The sequence below is a fragment of the Aquabacterium sp. J223 genome (assembly GCF_024666615.1).
GTDB lineage: Bacteria > Pseudomonadota > Gammaproteobacteria > Burkholderiales > Burkholderiaceae_C > J223.
On the sequence record NZ_CP088297.1, the window covers coordinates 108,473 to 130,443 of the forward strand.

Annotated in this window: 18 protein-coding genes; 12 read left to right on the forward strand and 6 right to left on the reverse strand. The window is 71.8% G+C overall.

Going from position 1 to position 21,971, the window contains the following annotated elements; genetic code table 11:
- Positions 1 to 40: 40 nt before the first annotated feature.
- Together LRS07_RS00470 and argS are read right to left on the reverse strand one after the other, a co-directional pair.
- Positions 41 to 676 (reverse strand): SPOR domain-containing protein, encoded by a 636-nt coding sequence (locus LRS07_RS00470; protein ID WP_260500091.1) that lies wholly within the window; start codon positions 674 to 676, stop codon positions 41 to 43.
- Positions 673 to 2,400, reverse strand: coding sequence for an arginine--tRNA ligase (gene argS, locus LRS07_RS00475; protein ID WP_260500092.1), 1,728 nt, complete (start codon positions 2,398 to 2,400; stop codon positions 673 to 675). Before argS ends, LRS07_RS00470 begins: the two co-directional genes overlap by 4 nt.
- A 107-nt stretch (positions 2,401 to 2,507) precedes the next feature.
- Between argS and LRS07_RS00480 the strand changes: the two genes are divergently transcribed.
- The 3 genes from LRS07_RS00480 (at position 2,508) to LRS07_RS00490 (ending at position 4,735) form a co-directional block, all read left to right on the forward strand.
- On the forward strand, positions 2,508 to 3,863 hold the full coding sequence (locus LRS07_RS00480; RefSeq protein WP_260500093.1) for a serine/threonine-protein kinase: 1,356 nt from the start codon (positions 2,508 to 2,510) through the stop codon (positions 3,861 to 3,863).
- 162 nt (positions 3,864 to 4,025) lie between these two features.
- On the forward strand, positions 4,026 to 4,241 hold the full coding sequence (locus LRS07_RS00485) for a PsiF family protein (RefSeq protein WP_312028336.1): 216 nt from the start codon (positions 4,026 to 4,028) through the stop codon (positions 4,239 to 4,241).
- Between the two features lie 68 nt (positions 4,242 to 4,309).
- The gene (locus LRS07_RS00490; RefSeq protein ID WP_260500094.1) at positions 4,310 to 4,735 is read left to right on the forward strand and encodes a VOC family protein; all 426 of its coding nucleotides are present in this window, start codon (positions 4,310 to 4,312) and stop codon (positions 4,733 to 4,735) included.
- Between the two features lie 5 nt (positions 4,736 to 4,740).
- Here LRS07_RS00490 and LRS07_RS00495 read toward each other — a convergent pair whose 3' ends face one another.
- The gene (locus LRS07_RS00495; protein ID WP_260500095.1) at positions 4,741 to 5,703 is read right to left on the reverse strand and encodes a LysR family transcriptional regulator; all 963 of its coding nucleotides are present in this window, start codon (positions 5,701 to 5,703) and stop codon (positions 4,741 to 4,743) included.
- Between the two features lie 153 nt (positions 5,704 to 5,856).
- Between LRS07_RS00495 and LRS07_RS00500 the strand changes: the two genes are divergently transcribed.
- Together LRS07_RS00500 and LRS07_RS00505 are read left to right on the forward strand one after the other, a co-directional pair.
- Entirely contained in the window at positions 5,857 to 8,052 is a 2,196-nt protein-coding gene (locus LRS07_RS00500; RefSeq protein ID WP_260500096.1) for a malate synthase G, read from the forward strand.
- 80 nt (positions 8,053 to 8,132) lie between these two features.
- The gene (locus tag LRS07_RS00505; RefSeq protein WP_260500097.1) at positions 8,133 to 9,365 is read left to right on the forward strand and encodes an NAD(P)/FAD-dependent oxidoreductase; all 1,233 of its coding nucleotides are present in this window, start codon (positions 8,133 to 8,135) and stop codon (positions 9,363 to 9,365) included.
- Here LRS07_RS00505 and LRS07_RS00510 read toward each other — a convergent pair.
- A complete protein-coding gene (locus LRS07_RS00510) occupies positions 9,355 to 10,566 on the reverse strand; it encodes a zinc-binding metallopeptidase family protein (RefSeq protein WP_260500098.1) in 1,212 nt (403 codons plus the stop codon). The two genes, LRS07_RS00505 and LRS07_RS00510, sit on opposite strands and share 11 nt — an antisense overlap.
- A 166-nt stretch (positions 10,567 to 10,732) precedes the next feature.
- Here LRS07_RS00510 and LRS07_RS00515 point away from each other — a divergent pair, with 166 nt between their 5' ends.
- From LRS07_RS00515 to lipA, 3 genes are read left to right on the forward strand one after another with little or no spacing between them, the layout of a single operon-like run.
- Positions 10,733 to 11,485, forward strand: coding sequence for a class II glutamine amidotransferase (locus LRS07_RS00515; RefSeq protein WP_260500099.1), 753 nt, complete (start codon positions 10,733 to 10,735; stop codon positions 11,483 to 11,485).
- A 32-nt stretch (positions 11,486 to 11,517) separates the two neighbouring features.
- Positions 11,518 to 12,213, forward strand: a complete 696-nt coding sequence (lipB, locus tag LRS07_RS00520; RefSeq protein ID WP_260500100.1) for a lipoyl(octanoyl) transferase LipB — start codon at positions 11,518 to 11,520, stop codon at positions 12,211 to 12,213.
- Positions 12,214 to 12,239: 26 nt separating this feature from the next.
- The gene (lipA, locus tag LRS07_RS00525) at positions 12,240 to 13,226 is read left to right on the forward strand and encodes a lipoyl synthase (protein ID WP_260500101.1); all 987 of its coding nucleotides are present in this window, start codon (positions 12,240 to 12,242) and stop codon (positions 13,224 to 13,226) included.
- A gap of 91 nt (positions 13,227 to 13,317) precedes the next feature.
- Here the strand turns inward: lipA and LRS07_RS00530 are convergent, their stop codons facing one another.
- Complete coding sequence (locus LRS07_RS00530; RefSeq protein WP_260500102.1) at positions 13,318 to 15,756, reverse strand: DUF6351 family protein; 2,439 nt, start codon at positions 15,754 to 15,756, stop codon at positions 13,318 to 13,320.
- 307 nt (positions 15,757 to 16,063) lie between these two features.
- Here LRS07_RS00530 and LRS07_RS00535 point away from each other — a divergent pair, with 307 nt between their 5' ends.
- From LRS07_RS00535 to LRS07_RS00550, 4 genes are read left to right on the forward strand one after another with little or no spacing between them, the layout of a single operon-like run.
- A complete protein-coding gene (locus tag LRS07_RS00535) occupies positions 16,064 to 16,894 on the forward strand; it encodes an IclR family transcriptional regulator (protein WP_260500103.1) in 831 nt (276 codons plus the stop codon).
- Between the two features lie 22 nt (positions 16,895 to 16,916).
- Positions 16,917 to 17,999: a phosphotransferase gene (locus LRS07_RS00540; protein ID WP_260500104.1), complete on the forward strand. Its 1,083-nt coding sequence runs from the start codon at positions 16,917 to 16,919 to the stop codon at positions 17,997 to 17,999.
- Complete coding sequence (locus tag LRS07_RS00545) at positions 17,999 to 19,675, forward strand: long-chain fatty acid--CoA ligase (RefSeq protein ID WP_260500105.1); 1,677 nt, start codon at positions 17,999 to 18,001, stop codon at positions 19,673 to 19,675. Before LRS07_RS00540 ends, LRS07_RS00545 begins: the two co-directional genes overlap by 1 nt.
- 28 nt (positions 19,676 to 19,703) lie before the next feature.
- Positions 19,704 to 20,705: a tripartite tricarboxylate transporter substrate binding protein gene (locus LRS07_RS00550; protein WP_260500106.1), complete on the forward strand. Its 1,002-nt coding sequence runs from the start codon at positions 19,704 to 19,706 to the stop codon at positions 20,703 to 20,705.
- 63 nt (positions 20,706 to 20,768) lie between these two features.
- Here the strand turns inward: LRS07_RS00550 and LRS07_RS00555 are convergent, their stop codons facing one another.
- Positions 20,769 to 21,947 (reverse strand): ABC transporter substrate-binding protein, encoded by a 1,179-nt coding sequence (locus LRS07_RS00555; RefSeq protein WP_260500107.1) that lies wholly within the window; start codon positions 21,945 to 21,947, stop codon positions 20,769 to 20,771.
- Between the last annotated feature and the right edge of the window lie 24 nt (positions 21,948 to 21,971).

Below are 21,971 nucleotides of genomic sequence, written 5' to 3' on the forward strand. Positions count from 1 at the left end.
ATGGAGCGGTGTCGCCGCCCGGAGGTTCAACGTCGCGGCGTCAGCGCTCCACCCGCACCAGCGCGGCCTCCACCCCGGCGGCCTGGGCCCGGCTCTGCGCGGCCTCGGCGTCCTCGCGGCCGTCGAAGGGGCCGAGCCGCACCCGGTACACGGTGCGGCCGGCCTGCTCGCGCTCGGTGACCCGGGCGCCGAGGCCGAGCATCGCCAGCTTGGCCCGCTGCTGCTCGGCGTCGTCGGCACGGGCGTAGGCGCCGACCTGCACGAAGTAGCTGAACGGATCGCTGCCCGGCTTGGCCGACGGCGCTTGGCCCGACAGCAGCGCCGCCGGGTCGCGCGCACCGCGCGGGGCGCTGGCCGCGGGCGGCGTGCCGGGCACCGTCGACGGGGCCACCGCCACCGGCTGCTCGGCGGGACGCGGCCCGCCGGCGTCGGCCGGCGGCTTCGCCGGCAGCGCCGGCCGCACCGGCTTGCCGGCCAGCGGCGCGTTGGGGTCCCAGTTCTTGTTGCGCTCGGCCTCGGCCGCGTCCTGGGCCGAGGTGCGCTGCGGCACCTTGTTGACGAAGGGCACCGGCACCTTGGTCACGTACAGCGCGACCGCCAGCGCCGCAGCCAGCCCGATCAACAGGCCGACGACCAGGCCGATGGCGAAGCCGCCGCGCTGGTTCGGCCGCCTCATGCCGCCACCCCTTCGGCCACCACTTCACGCGACATCGCCTCCGGCGCGCCGACGCCCACGACGGCCAGCCCGTTGCGCAGCACCTGCGCGGTGGCGGCCAGCAGCGCCAGCCGGGCGCGCGCCAGGTCGCGGTCGTCGACGAGGAAGCGCTCGGCGGCGTAGTAGCCGTGGAAGGCCGCGGCCAGGTCGCGCAGGTAGAAGGCCACGTCGTGCGGCGCGAGTTCGGCCGCCGCCCGCGACAGCATCTCCGGGTAGGCGGCCAGCTTGAGCATCAGGGCCAGTTCGGTCGGTGCCACCAGGCGCGACAGGTCGGCCTCGTGCAGGGACGACGTCGCTTCGCCGGTGGTCTGCCGGTGCTGCGCCATCACCGAGCAGATGCGCGCATGCGCGTACTGAACATAGAACACCGGGTTCTCGTCGTTCGCCTTCAGCGCCAGGTCGACGTCGAAGACGAACTCGGTGTCGGCCTTGCGGCTGATGAGGAAGAAGCGCACCGCGTCGCGGCTGGTCCAGTCGATCAGGTCGCGCAGGGTGACGTAGCTGCCGGCGCGCTTGGAGATCTTCACCTCCTGGCCGCCCTTCATCACCGTCACCATCTTGTGCAGCAGGTAGTCGGGGTAGCCGGCCGGGATGCCGACCCCCGCCGCCTGCAGGCCGGCGCGCACCCGGGCGATGGTGCCGTGGTGGTCGCTGCCCTGGATGTTCACCGCCTTGGTGAAGCCGCGCTCGAACTTGGCGATGTGGTAGGCCACGTCGGGCACGAAGTAGGTGTAGCCGCCGTCGGACTTGCGCATCACGCGGTCCTTGTCGTCGCCGTAGTCGGTGGACTTCAGCCACAGCGCGCCGTCGGCCTCGTAGGTCTTGCCGGCGTCGACGAGCCTCTGCACCGCGGCCTCGACCCGGCCGGAGGTGTACAGGCTCGACTCCAGGTAGTAGTGGTCGAAGCGCACGCCGAAGGCCCGCAGGTCGAGGTCCTGCTCGTGGCGCAGGTAGGCCACGGCGAACTGGCGGATGCCGTCCAGGTCGTCGGCGTCGCCGGAGGCCGTGAAGGCGCGGTCGTCGGCGGTGACCGTCTTCTTCGCCGCGAAGTCGGCGGCGATGTCGGCGATGTAGTCGCCGTTGTAGGCGTTCTCCGGCCAGCCGGCGTCGCCCGGCTTCAGGCCCTTCAGCCGCGCCTGCGTCGACAGCGCCAGCGTCTGGATCTGCACGCCGGCGTCGTTGTAGTAGAACTCGCGCGTCACCTGCCAGCCCTGCGAGTCGTACAGGTTGCAGATGGCGTCGCCCAGCGCGCCCTGGCGGCCATGGCCGACGTGCAGCGGGCCGGTGGGGTTGGCGGAGACGAACTCGACCAGCACCTTCGCGCCCGGCCGCGCCGGCTGGCGGCCGAAGGCCTCGCCCTCGGCCAGCACCTGCGCCACCACCGCCTGCTTGGCGGCGGCCTTCAGCCGCAGGTTGACGAAGCCGGGGCCGGCGATCTCCAGCGGCAGTTCGACCCAGCGCTGCACGGCCGGATGCGCCTGCAGCCGCTCGACCAGCGCCTCGGCCACGTCGCGCGGCTTCTGCCTGAGCGCGCGGGCCAGGGGCATGGCGGCGGTGATGGCCAGGTCGCCGTGCGCGGCCTGCTTCGGCGACTCGAACGCGGCGGCCTGCGCCTGTTCGGGCCCGCCCACGGCGCCGACCGCCTCCTTCAAGGCCACCAGCAGCTCGTTTTTGGCAAGGATCATCGGACGATTCTAAAAGCCGGCTATTTCCACGATCGAACGGGCGCCAGGCGGGCGAACATCCCGCAAGACGGCCGGGTCTGGCCGCCTCGAGCTGTTGCCGCCCCGCCATGCCTTCTCCCCGCGACGATTCCCTGCCCGAGCGCATCGGCAAGTACCGCGTGCTGCGCAAGCTGGGCGAGGGCGCGACCAGCGAGGTGTTCCTCGCCCGCGACGACTTCCGCGGCCAGGAAGTGGCGATCAAGCGGGTGCGGGCGCACGCGCTGCCCGCCGGCGCCGGCCGCTCGGCCGCCCCCAGCCGCGGGCGCGGCAACAGCCGCTTCTTCGCGGCCGAAGCCGCGCTGGTCGGCCGGCTGCAGCACCCGAACGTGGTGCAGATCCTGGACGCGGTGCCGGACGCCGCCGGCCCCTTCCTGGTCATGGAGCACGTGCCGGGCATCACCCTGCGCCGGTTCTGCCGAGCCGACGCCCTGCTGGCGCTGGAGCAGGTGGTGGAGATCGGCTTCAAGCTCGCCATGGCGCTGGGCTACGTCTACCGGCAGGGCCTGATCCACCGCGACGTCAAGCCGGCGAACATCCTCGCGGTCGTCGAGCGCGAGCAGGTGGTCGACGTCAAGATCACCGACTTCGGCAGCGTGCTCAACCTGCGCTCGGACCACACGCAGGTCTTCCGCGTCGGTTCGCTGGCCTACATGGCGCCCGAGCAGCTGGACGGCGCCGACATCGACTGCCGCGCCGACATCTACGGCCTGGCCGCGGTGCTCTACCACCTGGTGGCCGGCCGACCGCCCTTCGACGCCGCCACCCAGCAGGCGCTGATGCACCAGATCTACACCGTCGAGCCGCCGTCGCTGCAGGGGCTGCGCGAGGGCGTGCCGGCGAGCCTGGACGCCCTGATCCGCCAGGCGCTGGCCAAGCGGCCGCAGGACCGGCCGGCCAGCTGGGACGCGTTCGCGCAGGGCCTGTCGGCGCTGGTGGCCAACCGCGAGGTGGCGCGCGGCCGGCTGCAGGGCGTGCTCGATTCCGAGCGCTTCAACCTGCTGCGCAGCCTCGACTTCTTCTCCGGCTTCGGCGACGTCGAGCTGTGGGAGGTGGTGCACCGCGCGAAATGGCAGCGCTTCAAGCCCGGCCACGCCATCTACACCCGTGGCGAGGAGGGCAACGACTTCCACATCCTGGCCCAGGGCGAGGTGGAGGTGGTGCGCGACGGCAAGAAGGTGGCCACCCTCGGCGCCGGCACTTCGGTGGGCGAGATGGCCTACCTGGCGCCCAACGCCGACCTGCGCCGGCACAGCACCGACGTCACGGTGACCCAGCCCTGCACCAGCATCTCCTTCACGCCGCAGACGCTGGAGGCCTTGAGCCCCGCCACGCGGCACCTCTTCGACGGCGCCTTCATCCGGGTGCTGGTGCGGCGGCTGCACGCGGCGCACGAGGCGCTGGCGCACCCGCGGCGCATCCTCTAAGGTTCGGGCGCCGTTCCGACCGGGACGCGCCCCAACCCCTGAGGAGACCTCCCATGCACCGTTTCCCGCTCGCCCTGCTCGCCGCGCTGGCGCTGTCCGCCGCGCTGCCGGCCGCCCGCGCCGCCGACGAGGCCAAGGCCCCCCACCGCGCAGCAGAACCGCATGAAGCAATGCAACGCCGACGCCGCCGGCAAGGCCGGCGACGAGCGCAAGGCCTTCATGAAGGACTGCCTGGCCGGCAAGACCGCCGCCGCCGAGCCCGCCGTCACGCCCCAGCAGGCCCGCATGAAGCAGTGCAACGCCGACGCCAAGGGCAAGGCCGGCGACGAGCGCAAGGCCTTCATGAAGGACTGCCTGAGCGCCAAGAAGGCGGGGTAGCGCACCGTCACGATCCGGCCCGCCGGCGAGGTCCATACTGGCCGGCCTGTCCCACCACGGAGCGTGACATGGCCCAGTTCGAACCGTACCTCTGCTTCGACGGCACCTGCGCGGAGGCGATGCGCTTCTACGAGCAGGCACTCGGCGGCCGCATCGAGATGATGATGACCTTCGGCGAGGCGCCGCCCGATTCGGGCATGCCGCCGATGGAGGGGGCGAAGGACAAGATCCTGCACGCCTCGATGACGCTGGACGGCGCCCGCCTGATGGCCTCCGACAGCCCGCCGGGCATGCCCTTCCAGAAGATGCAGGGCATCAGCATCTCGCTGGCCTACCCCACCGCCGAGCAGGGCCGGCGGGTTTTCGACGCGTTGGCCGAGGGCGGCCAGGTGACGATGCCCTACGGGAAGACCTTCTGGGCCGACGGGTTCGGCATGGTGGTCGACCGCTTCGGCACGCCGTGGATGGTCAACGCCGGGCCCCAGGGGTCCTAGCCGGTTCAGCCGATGGCGGACAGGGCGTCCGCGCTGGCCGCGGCCTCCGGCAGCAGCCGGCCGCCCGAGTCCCAGTAGCGTGCGTCGCCGTAGGTGCGCTTGAGGAAGTCGATCCACAGGCGCACGCGCAGCGGCAGGTGCTTGGCGTGGGCGAAGACGGCGTAGACGCCGTTGGGCGGCGCGGCGAAGTCGTCGAGCACCGCCACCAGGCGGCCGGCGGCGATGTCCTGCGCCACCTCCCAGGTGCTGCGCCACGCCAGGCCGAGGCCGGCCAGGCACCACTCGTGCAGCACCTGGCCGTCGCTGCAGTCGAGCCGGCCGCTCGGCCGCAGGTGCTGCACCTGGCCGTCGATGCGGAAGGCCCAGCCGCGCGTCTGGCCGGCGTCGGAGCTCAGCGTCAGGCATTCGTGGCGCACCAGCTCCGACGGGTGGCGCGGCAGGCCGGCGCGTGCCAGGTACGACGGCGCCGCCACGCACAGCCGCCGGTTGTCGGCCAGCCGGGTGCTGATGAGGCTGGAGTCGGGCAGGTCACCCACCCGCACCGCGCAGTCGAACCCCTCGTTGACCAGGTCGACCAGCCGGTCGCTGAGGTTCAGCGACAGGTGCACGTCGGGATGGGCCGCGGTGAAGGCCGGCACCAGCGGCGCCACGTGCTTGCGGCCGAAGCCCGCCGGGGCGGTGATGCGCAGGTAGCCGCTGGCCTTGACGCCGCCGGCCGAGACGCTGGCCTCGGCGCTGGCCAGCTCGCCCAGCAGGCGCTGGCAGTCCTCCAGGAAGGCGCTGCCCTCGTGGGTGAGCGTGATGCGCCGGGTCGTGCGCACCAGCAGCTTGACGCCGAGCCGGGCCTCCAGCGCGTCGATGCGCCGGCCGATGACCGCCGGGGCCACGCCCTCGGCCTGGGCGGCGGCCGTCAGGCTGCCCTTGGTGGACACCGCGACGAAGGATTCGATCTGCTTGAGCCGGTCCATGAGGCCGCATTAAACACGATCCGGTCATCAATCCCTCTCGGCCGCAGCGCTTAATGCCGGCTCAGGTTCGCAATACAGTCACCCTTGCATGGGCCGGGGACTTGCATGCCCTCGGCCGCCCGACGCCCGATCGCCACCGATGGAAGCCGCCCCATGACGAACCGCACCACCCTGCACCGCCTGCACGTCGCCAGCCCGCTGGCGCGCTTCATCGACGACGAGGTGCTGCCCGGCCTCGGCGTCGACCGGGACGGCTTCTGGGCCGGCTTCGACGCCATCGTGCACGACCTGGCGCCGAAGAACGCCGCCCTGCTGGCCGAGCGCGACCGCCTGCAGGCCGAGCTGGACGGCTGGCACCGTGCGAACCCCGGCCCGATCGCCGACATGGCGGCCTACCGCGGGTTCCTGGAGCGCATCGGCTACCTGCAGCCGTCGCCGGCCGGTGCGCAGGCCACCACCTCGAACGTGGACGACGAGCTCGCCCGGCAGGCCGGCCCGCAGCTGGTGGTGCCGATCCTCAACGCCCGCTACGCGCTGAACGCCGCCAACGCCCGCTGGGGCTCGCTGTACGACGCGCTGTACGGCACCGACGCCATCCCCGAGACCGAGCTGGGCGAACGCGCCGGCGGCTACAACCCGGCGCGCGGCGCCAAGGTCATCGCCTACGCCCGCCAGGTGCTCGACCAGGCGGCGCCGCTGCAAAGCGGCTCGCACGCCGACGCCACCGGCTACCGCGTCGAAGGCGGAAGGCTGGTGGTCGCGCTGAAGGGCGGCGCCACCACCGCCCTGAAGGACGCCGCCGCCTTCGCCGGCTACCAGGGCGATGCCGCCGCGCCGTCGTCGGTGCTGTTCAGGCACCACGGCCTGCACCTGGACCTGCGCATCGACCGCACCACCACCATCGGCGCCGACGACCCGGCCGGCGTGTCCGACCTGGTGCTGGAGTCGGCGCTGTCGACCATCCTCGACCTCGAGGACTCGGTGGCCGCGGTCGATGCCGAGGACAAGCTGCTCGGCTACCGCAACTGGCTGGGGCTGCTCAAGGGCACGCTCACCGAAGAGGTGAGCAAGGGCGGCAAGCGCTTCACCCGCACGCTCAACCCCGACCGCCGCTACACCGCGCCTTCGGGCCAGGGCGAGGTCCGGCTGCACGGCCGCTCGCTGCTGTTCGTGCGCAACGTCGGCCACCTGATGACCAACCCGGCCATCCTGTGGGGGAACGGCCAGGAGATCCCGGAAGGGATCATGGACGCCGTCGTCACCACCGCCATCGCGGTGCACGACCTCAAGGGGCTCACCGAGAACGGCATCCGCAACTCGCGCACCGGCAGCGTCTACATCGTCAAGCCGAAGATGCACGGGCCGGCCGAGGTGGCCTTCGCCGCCGAGCTGTTCGCCCGCGTCGAGCAGCTGCTGGGGCTGCCCAAGGCCACGGTCAAGCTGGGCATCATGGACGAGGAGCGCCGCACCAGCGTCAACCTCAAGGCCTGCATCGCCGCGGCGGCGGACCGGGTGGCCTTCATCAACACCGGCTTCCTCGACCGCACCGGCGACGAGATGCACACCGCCATGCTCGCCGGCCCGATGCTGCGCAAGGGCGACATGAAGGCCACGCCGTGGATCCAGGCCTACGAGAAGAACAACGTGCTGGTCGGCCTGAGCATGGGCCTGTCCGGCCGGGCGCAGATCGGCAAGGGCATGTGGGCCATGCCCGACCTGATGCACGCCATGCTGGAGCAGAAGATCGGCCACCCCAAGGCCGGCGCCAACACCGCCTGGGTGCCCAGCCCCACCGCCGCCACGCTGCACGCGCTGCACTACCACCAGGTCGACGTCTTCGGCGTGCAGAAGGACCTGGCCAAGACGAACTTCGACGACGTGCGCGACGAGCTGCTGGCCGGCCTGCTGCAGGTGCCGGTGGCGCCCCGGGCCGACTGGCCGGCCGACGCGCGCCAGCAGGAGCTGGACAACAACGTGCAGGGCATCCTGGGCTACGTGGTGCGCTGGATCGACCAGGGCGTGGGCTGCTCGAAGGTGCCCGACATCCACAACGTCGGCCTGATGGAGGACCGCGCCACGCTGCGCATCAGCAGCCAGCACATCGCCAACTGGCTGCACCACGGCGTGGTGACCGAGGCGCAGGTGCGCGACACCTTCGAGCGCATGGCCGCGGTGGTGGACCAGCAGAACGCCGGCGACCCGCTGTACCGGCCGATGGCCGGCAACCGCGACACTTCCTTCGCCTACCGCGCCGCGCTGGACCTGGTCTTCAAGGGCAAGGAGCAGCCCAGCGGCTACACCGAGCCGCTGCTGCATGCGTGGCGGCTGAAGGTGAAGGCGATCGGCTGAGCCGTCGTCGTTCCGTGCAAGGCGCCTTCGGGCGCCTTCGTCGTTTCTAGAATCCTTCGTTGTCTCACCTTGCCATCGCCATGAATCCGCTGCCTTCACTTCCCGACCGCTGCGAGGTCCTCGTCGTCGGCGCGGGCCCTGCGGGCAGCGCCTGCGCCCAGTGGCTGGCGCGGCACGGCGTCGACGTGCTGCTGGTCGATGCACAGACCTTCCCGCGCGACAAGACCTGCGGCGACGGCCTGATCCCCGACGCCCATGCGGCGCTGGCGCGCCTGGGCGTGCTCGACGAGGTGATGGCCAGGGCGCAGCCGGTGCGCCATGTGCGCTGCATCGGCCCGAGCGGCCGCGGCATCGACGTGCCGGGCACGCTGGCGGTGCTGCCGCGGCGCGAGCTCGATGCCATCGTCTGCCGCGCCGCTGTGGACGCCGGCGCCCGGTTCTTCGCGCCGGCGCGCTTCGAGGCGCCGCTGGAGGACGCGGCCGGCCGGGTGATCGGCGCCCGCCTGAAGACGGCCGACGGCCCGCGCGAGGTGCAGGCCGGCTGGGTGGTGCTGGCCACCGGCGCGGTGCCGCAGGCGATGATGGCCGCCGGCCTGTGCGAGCGTCGCACGCCCAGCGGCGTGGCGCTGCGCGGCTACGTCAAGAACGACGCCATGACCGGCCGCATCACCGAGCTCGACGTCGTCTGGCACCGCAAGCTCAAGGGCGGCTACGGCTGGATCTTTCCCTGCGGCGACGGCGTGTTCAACATCGGTGCCGGCATGCTGTCCAGCCACGACATCGTCGACGGCAAGGCGAGCATGCAGGACACCAACCTGCGCGACCTGTTCGCCGCCTTCACCGCGGTCTACCCCCCGGCGCGCGAGCTGATGGACGGCGGCACCGTGGTCGGCGAGCTGAAGGGCGCGCCGCTGCGCTGCTCGCTCGAAGGGGCGCGCTACAGCCGGCCCGGACTGATCGCCACCGGCGAAGCGGTGGGCAGCACCTACTCCTTCACCGGCGAGGGCATCGGCAAGGCGCTGGAGACCGGCCTGCTGGCCGCCGAGGCGCTGGTGGATGGCCGGCGCCAGGCCAGCGACGAGGCGGCGGTGCGCAGCGCCTACGAGGCACGGCTGAAGGCGTTGAAGCCGAAGTTCGACCTCTACGAGAAGGGCAACAAGGTCAACGCCCATCCCTGGCTGGCCGACCTGCTGATCTGGCGGGCGCGCAAGAGCGAGCGGCTGCTGCGCCGCATGGCCGGCGTGCTCAACGAGACCAGCAACCCCGGCCAGCTCGTCACCGCCCGGGGGCTGCTGAAGCTGTTCACGGAGTAGCGGCGGCGGTCTCGTCGGGCACCGGCGTCGGCGGCGCGGCGGCCGGCGCGGCGGCCGTCGCCTTGATCACGCTGTGGATGAAGTGCAGCTTGGCGATGGCCGGGCGCGGCAGCACGAAGGGGTAGAAGTCGGGCTGCCCCATCGCCCGCGACATCTCGGTGAAGACGGCGGTCAGCTCGACCCAGGCGTTGACGAAGTCGAGGAACAGGTCCGCCTGCGGGTCGTCGGGGTTCCACAGGTCGTCGCGGCTGTAGGGCTCGGCCTCGATCTCCACGTCGTCGGCGTCGATGCCGAAGCTGAGCGCGGTGTCGAGCGTGTCCACCATGTGCAGGTAGTGCGACCAGGTCTCGGCCCAGTCCTCCCAGGGATGGGTGCTGGCGTAGGCGCTGACGAAACGCTGCGGCCAGTCGGCGGGCGGGCCGTTGTCGTAGTGCCGCTTGAGCGCCTCGCCATAGTCCTCGCGCTCGTCGCCGAAGAGCTGCCGGTACGGCGCCAGCCAGTCGGTGCCGTCGATCAGCCGGTCCCAGTAGTAGTGGCCGACCTCGTGGCGGAAGTGGCCGAGCAGCGTGCGGTACGGCTCGCCCATCTCCTTGCGGATGCGCTCGCGCGTCGGGTCGTCGGCCTCCTGGATGTTGATCACCATCACCCCGTGGTCGTGGCCGGTGAGCACCTGCGGCTGCTCCTGCGTCGGGGCCAGGAAGTCGTAGCAGAGCCCGCGCTCGGGGTCCTCGCCGACCTTGGAGGCGACGGGCAGCTTCAGCGCGATGAGCTGCGAGACCATGCGCCGCTTGGCGCCCTCGATGCGCCGCCACAGCTCCTGGTTGTCCGGCACCGACAGGTCGGGGATGGTGCGGTTGAGCCGGCAGGCCGGGCACAGCCCGGGCGTCGCCTCCGCCGGCTGGGCCAGCGGGATCAGCCAGTTACAGCCGGCCGCCGAGAGGAAATTGCCGCAGCGGCGGTAGCGGGCGGCATCGTCGGCTGCCGCTTCATGGTGCACGCGCCAGGTGTCGGGCGCCTCGGCCGGCTCCAGCGGCAGCACGGTGCCGCGGTCCGGCTCGTAGCCCAGCGGCGTGTGGCAGTTGAGGCACTCGCTGTTGCGGAAGAAGACCGGCCGGCCGCAGCGGCAGCGGTAGGCCCGCGGCGCGGTGGGGCGCTTGTGGGCCTTCCAGGCGGTGCGAAGACCGGTGTAGAGGCGTTGCATGGACGTGAGGTTGCCAGAAGGGGATGGCCGCTCAGGGCAAACCCCGGACCCTGCCGGTCGGCGGGTGGATCTTGGTCGCCGGCCGGGGGTCCGCCCGGGTCCGGCGCCTGCCCGTAGACTCGCCGGGCGTCTCGCCCGCCCCTCCCCCCTGCCGCCCCGTCCGCCCATGTGCCAGCTCCTCGGCATGAACGCCAACACGCCGACCGACATCGTGTTCTCGTTCACCGGCCTGGCCACCCGCGCGGTGGAGCACAAGGACGGCTTCGGCGCGGCCTTCTTCGAGGACGCCGGCGTGCGGCTGTTCACCGACCACGCCAGCGCCCGACAGTCGCCGGTGGCCGATTTCCTGAAGCGCTATCCGATCGGCAGCCTCAACGTCATCGCCCACATCCGCAAGGCGACGCAGGGCTCGGTGGCGCTGCGCAACACGCACCCCTTCCTGCGCGAGCTGTGGGGCCGGCACTGGGTGATGGCGCACAACGGCGACCTGAAGGGCTTCCGGCCCCGGCTGCACGGCGCCTTCCGGCCGGTGGGCGAGACCGACAGCGAACACGCCTTCTGCTGGCTGCTGCAGGAACTGTCGAAGGCGCACGCCAGCGTGCCGCCCACCACGGAGCTGACCGCCACGCTGGCGGAGCTGCTGCCGCAGGCCGCCGCGCACGGCAGCTTCAACCTGCTGCTGTCGGACGGCCGGGCGCTGTGGGCGCATGCGAGCACCTCGCTGCACTGGCTGCAGCGCTGCCACCCCTTCCGCGCCGCGCGGCTGAAGGACGAGGACCTGAGCATCGACTTCGCCCGCGTCACCACGCCACAGGACCGGGTGGTGGTGGTGGCCACCGAGCCGCTGACCGACGACGAATGCTGGACCGCGCTGCAGCCCGGCGAGCTGCAGTGCTTCGTTGACGGCGCGCCGGCTTGACGTCGGCGGCCCACGCCACCACCTCCGTTCCCGTGATCGTCAAGACCCTCGGCCGCTGCGACCACGGGGACACCGTGGCCGCCATGCGCGCCTTCACCGACGCCCGCGGCCCCGACACGCCCGACGAGCTGTGGCTGTGCGAGCACCCGCCCACCTTCACCCAGGGCCTGGCCGGCAAGGCCGAGCACGTGCTGGACGCCGGCGACATCCCGGTGGTGCCGACCAACCGCGGCGGGCAGGTGACCTACCACGGGCCGGGGCAGGTGGTGGCCTACCCGCTGGTCGACCTGCGGCGGCAGGGCATCTTCGTCAAGGAGCACGTCTTCCGGCTGGAGCAGGCGGTGCTGAAGACGCTGGCCGAATTCGGCGTCACCGGCCACCGGGTGGCCGGTGCGCCGGGCATCTACGTGCGGCTGGACGATCCCTTCGGCCATGCGGTGCTGCCGCCGCGCCCGCCGGGCCCGGGGCAGTTCGACGGCCTGGGCAAGATCGCGGCGCTGGGCATCAAGGTCAGCCGCCACTGCACGTACCACGGGGTGGCGCTGAACGTGGCCATGGACCTGTCGCCCTTCTCGCGCATCAACCCTTGTGGGTACGCCGGGCTGCCCGCGGTCGACCTCGGTAGACTCGGGGTTTCCACGGACTGGGCGACCGTGGCGGCCCGGCTGGGCCGGCGCCTGGCGGCTCAGTTCGAACCGCCACCGGGCGGCACCCCCTCGCCCCCCTGACGCGGCCCGCCACGGGTCCCACGCCGATGTCCACCGACACCACCACCCGGACCGCCGAGCCCGCCCCGAGCTACGACGCCAGCGCCAAGCAGAAGGCGCAGGCGAAGACGGCGCGCATCCCGATCAAGGTGGTGCCGGCGGAGGTGCTGAAGAAGCCGGACTGGATCCGCGTCAAGGCCGGCTCGGCCAGCACGCGCTTCTACGAGATCAAGCAGATCCTGCGCGAGCACAAGCTGCACACCGTCTGCGAGGAGGCAAGCTGCCCGAACATCGGCGAGTGCTTCGGCAAGGGCACGGCGACGTTCATGATCATGGGCGACAAGTGCACCCGGCGCTGCCCGTTCTGCGACGTCGGCCACGGCCGGCCCGACCCGCTGGACGCCGACGAGCCGCTCAACCTGGCCAAGACCATCGCGGCGCTGAAGCTGAAGTACGTGGTCATCACCAGCGTCGACCGCGACGACCTGCGCGACGGCGGCGCGGCGCACTTCGTCGAGTGCATCCGCACCACCCGCGAGCTCAGCCCCGAGACCCGCATCGAGATCCTCACGCCCGACTTCCGCGGCCGCATGGACCGGGCGCTGGACATCCTCAAGGCCGCGCCGCCGGACGTGATGAACCACAACCTGGAAACCGTGCCGCGGCTGTACAAGGAGGCACGGCCCGGGTCGGACTACCAGTTCAGCCTCAACCTGCTGAAGCGCTTCAAGGACTTCGCGCCCGGCGTGCCGACCAAGAGCGGCCTGATGCTCGGCCTGGGCGAGACCGACGAGGAGATCCTGCAGGTCATGCGCGACATGCGCGCGCACGGCATCGACATGCTGACCCTCGGCCAGTACCTGGCGCCCAGCGGCCACCACCTGCCGGTGCGCCGCTACGTCCATCCGGACACCTTCGCCATGTTCGAGCGCGAGGCGAGGGCCATGGGTTTCAGCCATGCGGCCGTGGGCGCCATGGTGCGGTCGAGCTACCACGCCGACCAGCAGGCGCACGCGGCGGGGGTCGACGTCTGACGTCCTGCTGAACGGACCATGGGAAACGGCCCCCGCGGGGGCCGTTTCCGTTGTGGGGCGCCTGCCGGCGCCCACCCCGCGCAGGCCGCGCTCAGCGGGCCACCGACACCGGCGCCGCCGGCAGCGGCTGGCCGCCGGGGCCGGCGCTGAAGGTCAGCGGACCGACGGCGTCCTGCTGGCCCACGCCGGGCCTGCTCCAGTCGCACACGCCGTCGGGGAACACCGCCTGCAGCCGCGTCCACTGCGGGTCGGTGAAGGTGCTGGCCGCGTAGTCGGTGCGCAGCAGCGGCTTCAACTGGCACTTCAGCACGTCCTCCGCCCGCGGGCCGCCGGCGACCTGGCGCGGCGACAGCGACGGCTTGAGGAACGGGTCGGCGTCGCACACCGCCGCGTCGAAGACCCGCGTGGTCTGCGCCACCTCCTGCGGCAGCAGGCAGAAGTCCCGCGTGTCGAAGGTGCCGGAGGTGGGCCGCGTGCGCCGCACCTTCTGCTCCAGCGTGCCGGCTGCGGTGTCGGCCTTGAGGCCGGTCAGCCAGTTGTCCATCGCCAGGAACGCGTCCGTGCCGAGCGTGCCCGGCGCGGCCAGGCCGGTGCGGGCGAAGCGCCACAGCGCCTGGTTGCCGGCGTCGCCCGCGCCCGCGGTGATGCGATCGCGGATGGCCCAGCTGAACCACTGGTGGTGGATCGGGATGGTGCCAGGGGTCTGGCCCGGCGGCACGGTGACGTTGGAATCGTCCCAGCCGCGCAGGTCGATGATGGCCGTCTTCGCCAGGTTCTTGCCGCTGGCCACGATGCCGGCGCGGTAGGCGATGTCCAGCGCCTCGCGGTCGGCGGTGGTGCGCGCCGCCCGCGGGGTGGAGTCGCGGTCGATGCCGCCGACGGCCTCGTTCAGCGCCACGAACTCCTCGGCGGTGATGGCGCCGTCGCGCAGCGCCTTCAGGCCGTACTGCACGCCGACGTTGTCGCGGGTGTCGCGGCCCATGGCCACGCCGTTGACCGTCACCGTGCCCCAGATCGGCGCCGCCCACGACCAGGCGTTGCAGCGCGGCAGCGTGGCGGTGGCGGCGGCGTTGGCCGGGTCGTAGACCGCGCTGTTGGGCAGCTCGCAGTTGTTGGTCGCGGTCGGCGACTGGGTGATGGCGCCGGTGGTGTTGTTGCTCACCAGGCGCTGGTTGTAGACCCCCGCGCGGCCGTTGCTGCCGAAGGCGTTGTACCAGGCGTGGCAGGCGCTCTGGTCGGGGTGGCCGTTGATGGCGGCCTTGCGTGCGTTGATCTGCGCCTGGGTCAGGCCCAGGCCGGCCCACAGGTTGGTGATCGCCGGCTTCTGGTAGGCCTCGACCAGCAGCACGCAGTCGCCGACCTCCAGCGTCGTGGTCTCGGAGTCGGGGTAGGTGCAGCTGGTCACCACGCCGTCGAGCAGGCCCGGGTTGATCGAGGCGTTCATGTTCGAGTTGATCGAACCGCCGGAGCAGCCGGTGCCCATCGTGAACCTGATCGGCCCGTAGGTGTCGCCGATGTGCTCCTTCATCATCATCACCGTCTCGCTCATCATCACCCGGTTCGAGTTCCGGGCCGAGTCGGTCATGCTGTTGGCCACCACCATGTGGCCGCGCCGGAGCTGTTCGTCGGCGCTGGGCCAGGCCAGCTGCGGCCGCGCCTGGCGGCGCGGCTGCCCGGTGCTGGAGCCGAAGTTGTAGTAGACCTTGCCGTTCCACTGCGCCTGCGGCGCCGTCGCGGTCCAGGGCCGGGTCGGGTCGAACAGCACCACGATGTCGTAGATGCCGCGGTTCAGGGTGCCGCGCTCCACCCGCACGATGTAGGGCACCGTGGTGCCGGCCTCGGTGGTGGTGGTGGCCATGTCGGACGGCGTGCTGCCCGCGGTGTACGGCTTGAAGCAGCCGTTGGCCGGCGTCGCCGGCTGTGCCGGCACCGTGGCCGCGTTGGCGCCCGCCGACCACACCGGGTCGGGCAGGCCCAGCGTGCAGCCGGTGGGGTTCGCCGCGCTCTGCGCGGCCGCCGTGGTGCGGTAGTACAGCCGCGTCTCGCTGGCGATGTTGCAGTCGGCGTCCGGCGTGCCGGCCAGGCCGCTGGCGTTGGTGGCCGGGGTGGTGCCGCTGGCCACCTGCGGCGTCGGGGTGGCGCAGTAGAAGGGCTTGACCTGCGCGCCGGAGATGAGCGGGCCCTGGCGCGGGGTGTTGGTCAGCGTCAGCTGCGCCGAGCCGGCGCCATCGAGGGACGCGACCAGCGTGTTGGCCCCGGCGTTCAGGCCACCGACCACGCCGGTGATGCGGCCGTCGGCGCGGCGGGCGAAGGCGCTGCTGGCGTCGGCGCCGTTGAGCGTCACCCGCACGTTGCCGCCGATGCCCGCGGGCACCACCACCTCGACCAGGGCGTCGCCGCCGCTCACCAGGTCGGCGCGGGTGGACAGGGTGCGCAGCATGACGCCAGGGTCGTCGTCGCCGCCGCCGCAGGCCGCGAGCAGCAGGCTGCCCAGCGGCAGCAGCCAGGCGCCGGTCTTGATTCCGTTCATCGTTGTCTCCGTGTGTCGTGTCTTCTGCTATGCAGAATCACATCCCGAACTGAAATGTGTGAGCACACTCTATGAGTCGGCTGATCCATCCCACAAGCACGGCAAAACACCGAGGTGCAGGGGCATGCGCGTTGCTTTGTCGCCCAGGTGTCTCCGCCTCGTCCGCATTGCAGAACAGCCTTGAATTTCCGTCGTCACTTTCGGGTCTGCCCCAATGCGGGATGCCTGCACGGCGGAACACAGTTCCGCACACAGAACGAGCGGCGGCGACACGGCCGGGCTCCCTGCGATCGAACGCCGAACACCGATGGAAGCCCTGCGCACCAAGACCAGCACTGCCGCGCCGCGTGCGCTGCGCGCCAGCCCACCCCGACCGAAGGAGGACCGGCATTTCGTGACCGCGCTCGCCCGCGGCCTGGAGGTGCTGGCCTGCTTCCGCTCGGGTGACCGCGCCCTCGGCAACCAGGACATCGCCGAGCGCTGCCGGCTGCCCAAGTCCACCGTCTCGCGGCTCACCGCCACGCTCACCCGGCTGGGCTACCTGGTGCAGCAGGAGGACGGCGGCAAGTACCGGCTGGGCAATGCGACGCTGGCGCTGGGCAGCACCATGCTGGCCCGCATGGACGTGCGGCCGCTGGCCCGGCCGCTGATGCAGGAGCTGGCCGACTTCTCCCGCGCGATGGTTTCGCTGGGCACCCGCGACCGGCTGTCGATGATCTACGTCGAGAACTGCCGCAGCAGCGCGGCGCTGACGCTGAGCCTGGACATCGGCTCGCGCATCCCGCTCGCGATGACGGCGATGGGCCGCGCCTACCTGGTGGCGGTGAGCGAGCGCGAGCGCCAGCAGGTGCTGGACCGCGTCCACGAGCTCGACGCCAGCCGCAGCGCGGACGCCGCCCGGTCCCTGGCCCGCGCCACGGAGGACTACCGGACGCTCGGCGTGACCACCTCCTTCGGCGAGTGGCAGCACGACGTCAACGCCATCGCCCGGCCCTTCCATCCCGGGGGCGGCCGGCCCCCGATGGCCATCAACTGCGGCGGGCCGGCCTTCAACCTGTCCAAGGACTTCCTGCTCGGCGAGGTGCGACCGCGGCTGATCGAGCTCACGCAGCGGCTCGAATCGCTGCTGTCGCGCTGATGTGCGCGACCGGGGGGCACCCATGACCACCGATCCGCAATCCTTCGTCGGCACCCGGCCGGTGGACCCGGCCCATGCCTTCGACAGCGCGCGCCTGACGGCCTGGCTGCAGGACCACGTCGAGGGCTTCCGCGGCCCGCTGCAGGTGCAGCAGTTCAAGGGCGGGCAGAGCAACCCGACCTTCCTGCTGGTCGCCGGCGACGGCCGCCGCTTCGTGCTGCGCCGGCAGCCGCCGGGGCCGCTGCTGCCGTCGGCCCATGCGGTGGACCGGGAGTTCCGCGTCATGCGCGCGCTGGCCGGCACCGACGTGCCCGTCCCGCCGGTGCACGCGCTGTGCGAGGACCGCGACGTGATGGGCACGCTGTTCTACGTCATGGACTGCGTCGACGGCCGGGTGCTGTGGGACCCGTCGCTGCCCGGGCTGTCGGTGGCCGAGCGCGGCCGCGTCTACGACGAACTGAACCGCGTCATCGCCGCGCTGCACGGCGTCGACCCGCAGGCCGTGGGCCTGGGCGACTACGGCCGCAGCGGGCAGTACCTGGAACGGCAGATCGCCCGCTGGAGCAAGCAGTACAAGGCCGCCGAGACCGAGCCGATCGAGGCCGCCGACGCCCTCATCGACTGGCTGCCGCGCCACCTGCCGCCGGGCGACGAGACCCGCATCGTGCATGGCGACTACCGGCTGGACAACGTCGTCTTCCATCCCGCCGAGCCGCGCATCGTCGCCGTGCTGGACTGGGAGCTGTCCACCCTCGGCCACCCGCTGGTCGACTTCGCCTACCACTGCATGACCTGGCGCATGGACAGCGGCGCCACCCGTGGCCTGGCCGGGGTCGACCTGGCGGCGCTGGGCATTCCCGACGAGGCCGAGTACGTGCGCCGCTACATGGAACGCAGCGGCCGCGGCGGCGACCGCCGCCCCAGCCGCGACGAATGGGAGTACTACCTGGTCTTCAATGCCTTCCGCCTGATGGCCATCCTGCAGGGCGTGGCCAAGCGGGCGCAGCAGGGCAACGCCTCCAGCGCCCAGGCCGCCGACGCCGGCCGTCGCGCGCGGCCGCTGGCGGAGCGGGCGTGGGCGCTGGCGAAGAGCCTGGCGGCCTGATGAGCACCGCGCACTTCGACCATTGGCCGCCGGGGCTGGGTCGGCACCTGACCCTGCCGGCGACCTCGCTGGTCTACAACCTGGAGGTGTCGGCCCGCCGCTACCCGGACAAGCCGATGACGCTGTTCTACGGCAGCGCGCTGACCTACGGCCAGGCCTGGGCCCAGGTGCAGGCGCTGGCCGGCCACCTGCAGCAGCGCTGCGGCGTGACGCGCGGCGACCGGGTGCTGCTCGACCTGCAGAACAGCCCGCAGTGGATCGTCGCCTGCTTCGCCATCCTGCGCGCCGACGCCGTCGTGGTGCCGGTCAACCCGATGAACCGGCGCGAGGAGCTGCGCCACCTGGTCGAGGACACCGGCGCCCGCGTCGCCGTCTGCGGCCAGGACCTGGCCGACGAGCTGCTGCCCGTTCTGGGCGACGACGGCCTGCGGCACCTGGTGGTGGCCTGTTATGCCGACGCGCTGGACGCGGCGCCCACCGACCTGCGGCTGCCCGACATCGTGCGCGCGCCGCGACGCCGCTTCGACACGCCCGGTGTGCTGCACTGGCACGAGGCGCTGCACAGCGGCTGCGAGCCGGCACCGCACAGCGCCGGGCCGGACGACCTGGCCATCATGCCCTACACCTCGGGCACCACCGGCAAGCCCAAGGGCTGCATGCACACCCACCGCAGCGTGATGAGCACGCTGGTGGGCGGCGTCGTCTGGTTCGGCCGCAACCAGGACGCGGTGTACCTGTCGGTGCTGCCCTTCTTCCACGTCACCGGGCTGTCGGGCAGCCTGCTCGGCCCGGTGTACCTGGGCGCCACGATGGTGGTGCTGTCGCGCTGGGACCGCGAGGTGGCGGCGCGCTGCATCGAACGCCACCGCGTCACCGTCTGGCAGGCCATCTCGACGATGGTGGTGGACTTCCTGGCGCAGCCGGGCGCGGCGGACCTCGACCTGTCCAGCCTGCAGGGCGTGCGCGGCGGCGGCGCCGCGATGCCCGAGGCGGTGGCCGCGCAGCTGAAGGCGCTGACCGGGCTCGAGTACGTCGAGGGCTACGGCATGAGCGAGACGCTGGCCGCCACCCACATCAACCCGACGCACCGGCCCAAGCGGCAGTGCCTGGGCATCCCGGTGTTCGACGTCGACGCGCGGCTGGTCGACCCCGCCACGCTGCAGCCGCTGCCGCCCGGCGACCCCGACGCGGTGGGCGAGATCGTGGTCCACGCGCCGCAGGTGATGCAGGGCTACTGGCGCGCGGAGCAGGCCACCGCCGAGGCCTTCGTGGAACTCGACGGCCGGCGCTTCCTGCGCACCGGCGACCTGGCCCGCATCGACGAGGACGGCTACTTCTTCATGGTCGACCGCCTCAAGCGGATGATCAACGCGTCGGGCTACAAGGTCTGGCCGGCGGAGGTGGAGGCCATGCTCTACGCCCACCCCGCCATCCAGGAGGCCTGCGTCATCGCGGCGCAGGACGCCAAGCGCGGCGAGACGGTCAAGGCGCTGGTGGTGCTGCGCGCCGGCCATGCGCTGGCCGAGCAGGAACTCATCGAGTGGGCCCACGGTCGCATGGCGGCCTACAAGTGCCCGCGCATCGTGCGGTTCGTCGACTCGCTGCCCAAGTCCGGCTCGGGCAAGGTGCAGTGGCGCGAGCTGCAGCAGCAGGAAGCGGCCGCGCCCGCGGGCTGACGGCCGACCCCTTTCAACAGGAGACGAGATGGACCATTCGACGACCCCCCACCGCGCCGGCACCCGCCGCCGCGGGCTGCTGCTGGGCAGCGCCGCCGCGGCCGCGCTGGGTGCCAGCGGCCTGGCGCGCGCGCAGGCCTTCCCCAGCCGGCCCATCACGCTCATCGTGCCCTGGCCGGCCGGCGGCTCCACCGACCGCCACCACCGCGCGCTGGCCGAACTGGCCGCCAAGCACCTGGGCCAGCAGATCGTGGTGCAGAACCAGCCGGGCGCTGGCGGCACGCTCGGCCCCGGCCAGATGGCCATGACCGCGCGGCCCGACGGCCACACCATCAGCCAGTTCCCGATGGGCATGCTGCGCATCCCGCACATGCAGAAGACGGCCTGGCACCCGATCAACGACTTCACGTTCATCATGGGCGTGTCGGGCTACACCTTCGGCTTCGTGGTGCGCGCCGATGCGCCCTTCAAGACCTTCAACGACTACATCGAGGCGGCCCGCCGGCAGCCGGGCAAGATCGACTACGGTTCCACCGGCATCGGCACCAGCCCGCACCTGCTGGTCGAGGAGCTGGCGATGAACGCCAAGGTCGAGCTGAACCACGTGCCGTACAAGGGCAACGCCGACCAGATGCAGGCGCTGCTCGGCGGCCACGTGATGGCCGCCAGCGACGCCACCGGCTGGGACAAGTTCGTCGACGCCGGCCAGATGCGGCTGCTGGTCACCTTCGGCGAGCAGCGCACCAAGCGCTGGCCCAACGTGCCCACCGCCAAGGAGCTGGGGTTCGGCGTGGTGTCGCAGTCGCCCTACGGCCTGGTCGGCCCCAAGGGCATGGACCCGGCCGTGGTGCGCACGCTGCACGACGCCTTCAAGAAGGCGATGGACGACCCCGAGCACGCCAAGGTGCTGGAGCAGCTCAACCAGGACGCCTGGTACCGCCCCGGCGACGCCTACCGGCAGTGGGCCATCGACACCTTCGCCAAGGACAAGGTGCTGATCGAGCGGCTGGGGCTGGCGGCGAAGAGCTGACGGCGCCCAGCAAAAAGCCGGCAGGCCCGAGGGCGCTGCCGGCTTCTTGTTTTCAGCGGTGGCTCAGGGCGCCTTGGCCGCCAGGCTGCGCAGCGACGTCTCCTTGACCTTGCCGCCGTCGACCACCGCCACGCGGACGCTGGCCAGCGTGCCGCCGCGCGAGTCGACGCCCACCATGGTGTGCGGGTTCCAGGCCGGCGGCAGTTCCTTGAAGGCCTGGTCCAGCTTGGCGCGGATGGCGGCCGCGTCGGTGGTGGTGTTGGCCAGCTTCATGGCCAGCGCGGTGGCGTGCACGGTCGTGTAGTTCAGCGACACCTCCGAGCTCGGGTCGCGGCCCGGATAGACCTTGCGGAACCGCTGCACGAAGTCGCGCATCTTCGGCTCGCCGTCGTCGACCACCGGCAGCACGCCGATGGAGCCCTCCAGCGGCGCGTAGCCGCCGATCACCTTGGCGATCTCGTCCATCTTGGCCTGGTCGATGATGACGAAGCCACCCTTGAAGCCCAGCTCGCGCGCCTGCTTGATGACCAGGCCGGTGGGCTCCGACGCGCCGCCGACGAACATCACGTCCGGCTTGGACGCCAGCACCTTGCTCACGCCCGAATAGAAGTCGGTGGAGCGGTTGTAGGACATCGGGTTCTCGGCCACCACCTTGCCGCCGGAGGCTTCCCAGGCCGGCTTGAAGGCCGCGATCCAGGCCTTGGCGTAGTCGTGGTCGGCGCTGGCGATGGCGACGTTCTTGCCGTACTTGCCCATCGCGTGGTTGACGAAGGGCTGGATGTACGACGTGAACTCGGGCGGGATGCGCAGCGTCAGCGCGTTGCCGCGCGCGGTGACCTGCGGCACGCTGGTGTAGGACAGCAGCAGCAGCTTCTGCTGCTCGTTGGTGGTCTGGATGGCGAAGCTGCCGCCCGAATGCGGCACCAGGATGGCCGGCGTCTTGTGCTCCTGCACCAGCCGCTGGGCGTTGACCGCCGACTCGCTCGGGTTGTACTTGTCGTCCAGCGCCACGACCTCGAAGCGCACCTTCTGGCCGTTGATCGTCATGCCCTGGGCGTTGAGCTCGCCCACCGCCATCTGCATGCCGTCGAGCACGTTCTTGCCGTACAGCGCGGCACCGCCGGACAGCGGGCCGGAATAACCGATCTTCACCACCTGCTGGGCCAGGGCGGGGCCGCCGGCCAGCAGGCCGGCCGTGGCCAGCGCGCCGGCGATGAGGGTCCTGCGCATCGTCGATGTCATCGTCTCGTCTCCTTCAGTGGGAAA